This window comes from Mucilaginibacter sp., assembly GCF_041088075.1.
In the GTDB taxonomy this organism is placed as follows: domain Bacteria; phylum Bacteroidota; class Bacteroidia; order Sphingobacteriales; family Sphingobacteriaceae; genus Mucilaginibacter_A.
The window spans coordinates 1-4,371 of sequence record NZ_JBGCVY010000048.1; the positions used below are offsets into that span (position 1 = coordinate 1).

The 4,371-nt window shown below is 41.2% G+C and carries 5 protein-coding genes; all 5 read left to right on the forward strand.

What is annotated here, in order from left to right:
• Positions 1-965: phytoene desaturase family protein (locus V5804_RS11875; RefSeq protein ID WP_369591606.1), on the forward strand; the 965-nt coding region annotated here is incomplete at its 5' end.
• A 325-nt stretch (positions 966-1,290) separates the two neighbouring features.
• Positions 1,291-2,271: a zinc-binding alcohol dehydrogenase family protein gene (locus V5804_RS11880; RefSeq protein ID WP_369591607.1), complete on the forward strand. Its 981-nt coding sequence runs from the start codon at positions 1,291-1,293 to the stop codon at positions 2,269-2,271.
• 71 nt (positions 2,272-2,342) lie between these two features.
• Positions 2,343-2,888 carry a ferritin-like domain-containing protein gene (locus V5804_RS11885; RefSeq protein WP_369591608.1) on the forward strand — a complete coding sequence of 182 codons (546 nt, stop codon included), beginning with the start codon at positions 2,343-2,345 and terminating at the stop codon, positions 2,886-2,888.
• Positions 2,889-2,932: 44 nt separating this feature from the next.
• Positions 2,933-3,793 carry an alpha/beta fold hydrolase gene (locus V5804_RS11890; RefSeq protein WP_369591609.1) on the forward strand — a complete coding sequence of 287 codons (861 nt, stop codon included), beginning with the start codon at positions 2,933-2,935 and terminating at the stop codon, positions 3,791-3,793.
• A gap of 47 nt (positions 3,794-3,840) precedes the next feature.
• On the forward strand, positions 3,841-4,371 hold a 531-nt coding region (locus tag V5804_RS11895; RefSeq protein WP_369591610.1), incomplete at its 3' end, for a 1-acyl-sn-glycerol-3-phosphate acyltransferase.

Genomic DNA, 4,371 nt, shown 5'->3' on the forward strand with positions numbered 1-4,371 from the left:
AAAAAATGGTGCAATATGCCGATCGTTTTGCTACCTACAACGGTTCAAACCCGTACAAAGCACCGGCAACTTTAAACGTCATCCCGCATTTAGAGCAGCATTTTGGCGCTTATTTTCCTGATGGCGGAATGTATCAGATTACGCTTTCATTGGTTGCATTGGCAGAAAGATTAGGTGTTGTTTTCCATTATAATTCATCGGTAGAAAAAATTGTCATCGAAAAAAGGCAGGTAAAAGGAGTATTGGTGGGCGAAGAACGGGGAGCGGAGAGCGGAGGGCGGAAGGCGCAAATGATAACAGCAGATCTCGTAATTTCCAATATGGATGTTTACTTCACTTATAAAAAACTGTTGTCGGAATATCCGAAATTGATCCCCGAAAAAACGTTGCGGCAGGAGCGGAGCAGTTCGGCCTTAATTTTTTATTGGGGAATTAATAAAACTTTTCCGCAATTGGATCTGCACAATATTTTCTTTAGCAATGATTACCAGCAGGAGTTTGAACACATCTGGAAACAGAAAAACGTTGGCAGCGATCCAACTATTTACCTCAACATTACTTCTAAGTTTTTACCAAATGATGCACCGCATGGTTGCGAAAACTGGTTTACGATGATCAACGTTCCAGCAAACCAGGGCCAGGATTGGGACAAACTGATTGCCAAAGCGCGGGCAAACATCATCCAAAAACTATCAAAAGCTTTGGGCGAAGACATTGGCAAATTGATTGTTTGCGAAAGTATTTTAGATCCGCGCAGCATCGAAAGCAAAACTTCTTCTTACCAGGGGTCTTTGTACGGCACAAGTTCTAACAGCCAGTTTGCGGCTTTTTTGCGCCATGCCAATAAATCTTCCAAAATTAAAAACCTGTTTTTTTGCGGCGGAAGCGTGCATCCGGGCGGCGGCATCCCGCTGGCTTTGCTTTCGGCAAAAATTGTGGGCGATTGGGTGGGCAAAAAAAATTAAGTTCAAAGGGCTTTTAAACTTCTATCATAAAAATTTACCATGCTTCTTTTATGCCGGTAAATTTTGTTTCGAGATAAAAAGCACAATTGGCCAATGATTTTTATGTGGTAAAAGAAGCATCGGAAATAAATTGAACAAAACTGAAACAGGCGCCAATGCTGTTTACAATCTTTTTAAAGTTTAAAAATTACCCGATAAAAGAAGCATCGGAAATAAGTTTAAACAGCTCTACAACTTATTTTTTACGGTTAGCCACATCAATAAATCAAAACCCGGTTAAATAATTGCTGTTTGGTTTATGATTAAACAAATTAAAACATTGAACATGAAAGCAGCAGTAGTGGCCCAGCCGGGCGGGGCATCGGTTATTCATCTGGAAGAAAGGCCTGTCCCTAAAGCAACAGAAGGAAATATACTGATAAAAGTAAAGGCGTTCGGGCTAAACCGGTCGGAAATCATCACGCGGAAAGGGCAATCGCCAAGTGTTTATTTTCCCAGGGTTTTAGGCATTGAATGTGTAGGAGAAGTTGAAGAAGACCCATCCGGAGGATACCAAAAAGGACAAAAGGTAGCGGCACTGATGGGCGGGATGGGCCGGGATTTTGACGGCGGATATGCAGAATATGCACTTTTGCCAAAGAAAATTGTTTTCCCGTTTCAAAGTGACCTGGGATGGGACCAGCTTGGTGCCGTGCCGGAGATGTTTCAAACGGTTTATGGTTCGTTGCAACTGGCACTTGAAATCAAGGAAGGGGAAACATTGCTAATCAGGGGCGGAAGTTCTTCTATCGGGATGCTGGCCTGCCAGTTTGCAAAATATTACGGTTTAACAGTGGTTTCGACTACCCGAAACCCGGAAAAAGAAGAGCGTTTAAGAGACAATGGCGCATTTTATACCATTATTGACGATGGCAATATTGCACAACGGGTAAAAGCATTGTTTCCGGAAGGCGTGGACAAAGTGCTCGAACTGGTAGGCATACAAACCCTTAAAGATTCGATGCAATGCGTTAAAAAAGGCGGAACATTATGCCTGACCGGAATGCTAAGCGAAGAATGGGCGATCAAAGATTTTTCTCCGATGGAATATATTCCGCCGATGGTAAAATTCACTACTTACGGCAGCAGTCCTGAAAACATTTCTGCCGAAATACTACAGGATTTTATTGACAATGTTAAGGCTGGGCAAATAGAACTGAACGTTGACCAGGTTTTTATGCTAAAGGATATTGTAAAAGCACACGAATACATGGAAAGCAACCAGGCAACCGGCAAAATTGTAGTACTGACAGCGGAAAACCAGTAAATTTTTAAGAAACAAATTTTGCTGCTGCTTGTCTTTATAATAAATCAAATTAATTTAAAATATAAACCAAAATGGCAACTGCAAAATCTAAAACTGCTAAAAAACCAGAACGCACACCAAAAGAAGAAAGTGCATTAAAAGAATTGTTTACAGACGAGTTGAAAGATATTTTATGGGCTGAAAACCAATTATCAAAAAGCTTGAAAAAATTGGCAGAAGCTTCTACTTCCGAAGAGTTAAAAAAAGCTTTTGAAACCCATTTAACAGAAACCGAAGGACAAATTGAACGCTTGAAACAAGTTTTTGAATTCATCGGCGAAGAAGCAAAACCTAAAAAATGCGAAGCAATGGCAGGTTTGGCCAAAGAAGCCGAAGAACTGATCGAAAGCACTGAAGAAGGCACAGAGGTACGCGATGTGGCCTTGATTTCTGCCGCCCAAAAATGCGAGCATTATGAAATTGCCACTTACGGCACTTTAAAAACCCTTGCAGGAGTTTTAGGCTTTACCGAAGCACAAGGCTTGTTGGAACAAACTTTGGAAGAAGAAAAGAAAACCGACAAATTGTTGACTCAAATTGCAGAAAGCAGCGTAAATGCTGCTGCTGAAAAAGAATAAGCATAAACAATTTTTGAAATTTGAAAAAGGCCGTCGGTAAAACGATGGCCTTTTTGTTTGTCGTAAAAATAGTTATACTTGTTTCAATGGGTTTTTTGGAAATAAAAGGTTTGGGCAAAGTGCATTACCATGAGTACGGAAGCGGAAAAAAGTTGTTGTTTGCGTTCCACGGCTATGGCATGTCGGGCAGTCAGTTTGATGTTTTTGAGCAGTCTTTGCTAAAACAGTTCCGCATTGTTTCTTTTGATCATTTTTTTCACGGCACTTCTTATTTAGATGAGGTAAACGAAGCATCAATCCTTGCCGGCATGGACCCCAAATTTTTAAAGGAATACATTAACACTTGGTTTGAAGCATTTGGCGAAGAACGTTTTTCGTTGATGGGCTACTCGATTGGGGCAAACCTGGCACTTTTTCTGGTCGGGCATTTTGCACCGGTCATAGATGAAATTATTTTGCTGGCCCCGGATGGTTTGGTGCTGCACCAAGGTTTTCATTTTTTGCGTACTTCTTTTATCGGGCAAAAAATCTTCAAAAAGCTGACTTACAGCAACTGGATGATGCTGCGCGCTTTAAAATTGTTAAGGCAATTGCGGGTGATTGACCATAGCTTGTACACCATTGCCAGGCACGAAATATCAACACCGGAAAAACGGTTGAATGCTTATTTTACCATTCATTTTTTAAAAAACATCCGCCCGGATATCAACCGTGTTGCTGCCTTAATCAACCAAAACCACATCCGTTGCCGTTTGTATTTTGGCGAATTTGATGACCTTTTTCCCACAAAAAACAGCAAAAAGCTTGTTCAATTACTTCTACGGCCCGAACTTTATGTAGTGCCGATGGGCCATTGGATGATTGTACCGGAACTGGATGTTTACATAGCCAAACAAACTGCATGATCACCAGCAAAAGGCACCTGTTGTTTTACAAAATTTTTTTACCGTTTATGCGCTGGCGGATATTGAGGAGTTTTAAACAACTTCAATTGTACAACCAGATCGAGCTAAAGCCCAACCATTCAGTGCTTCTTTTAGGCAACCATTTTAGTTGGTGGGACGGTTTTTTGACAGCGTACCTCGGCCATTTTATTTTCCGGAAGAAACTGTTTACGATGATGCAGGAAGACCATTTGCAAAAAAGGATGTGGCTGCGGCGCTTAGGTTCTTTTTCGATCAGCCGGACTTCGAGGGATATGTTGCAGTCTATGCAATATGCCGCGGAGCAATTAAGCCAGCCGGAAAACCTGGTAACCGTTTTTCCGCAAGGCTCGCTTGAATCCAACCACAGTACCGAAATCAGGATCGAAAAAGGGATCAGTTATCTCATAAAAAACATTAAAGGCAATTGCCAGATTGTGTATTGTGCGGTTTTGGTTGATTATTTTGAAAGTTTTAAACCCACGGCTTATTTTCATTTGTTGGATTGCGGCACAAACCATGATTTTAATTTGGAAGATTTGAACCGGCAAATCAACGAT

What these genes read in the sequence shown, in the direction of transcription:
- V5804_RS11880 (WP_369591607.1), top strand. Translation starts at nt 1,291, where the DNA reads ATGAAAGCAGCAGTAGTGGCCCAGCCGGGCGGGGCATCGGTTATTCAT.
- V5804_RS11885 (WP_369591608.1), top strand. Translation starts at nt 2,343, where the DNA reads ATGGCAACTGCAAAATCTAAAACTGCTAAAAAACCAGAACGCACACCA.
- V5804_RS11890 (WP_369591609.1), top strand. Translation starts at nt 2,933, where the DNA reads ATGGCCTTTTTGTTTGTCGTAAAAATAGTTATACTTGTTTCAATGGGT.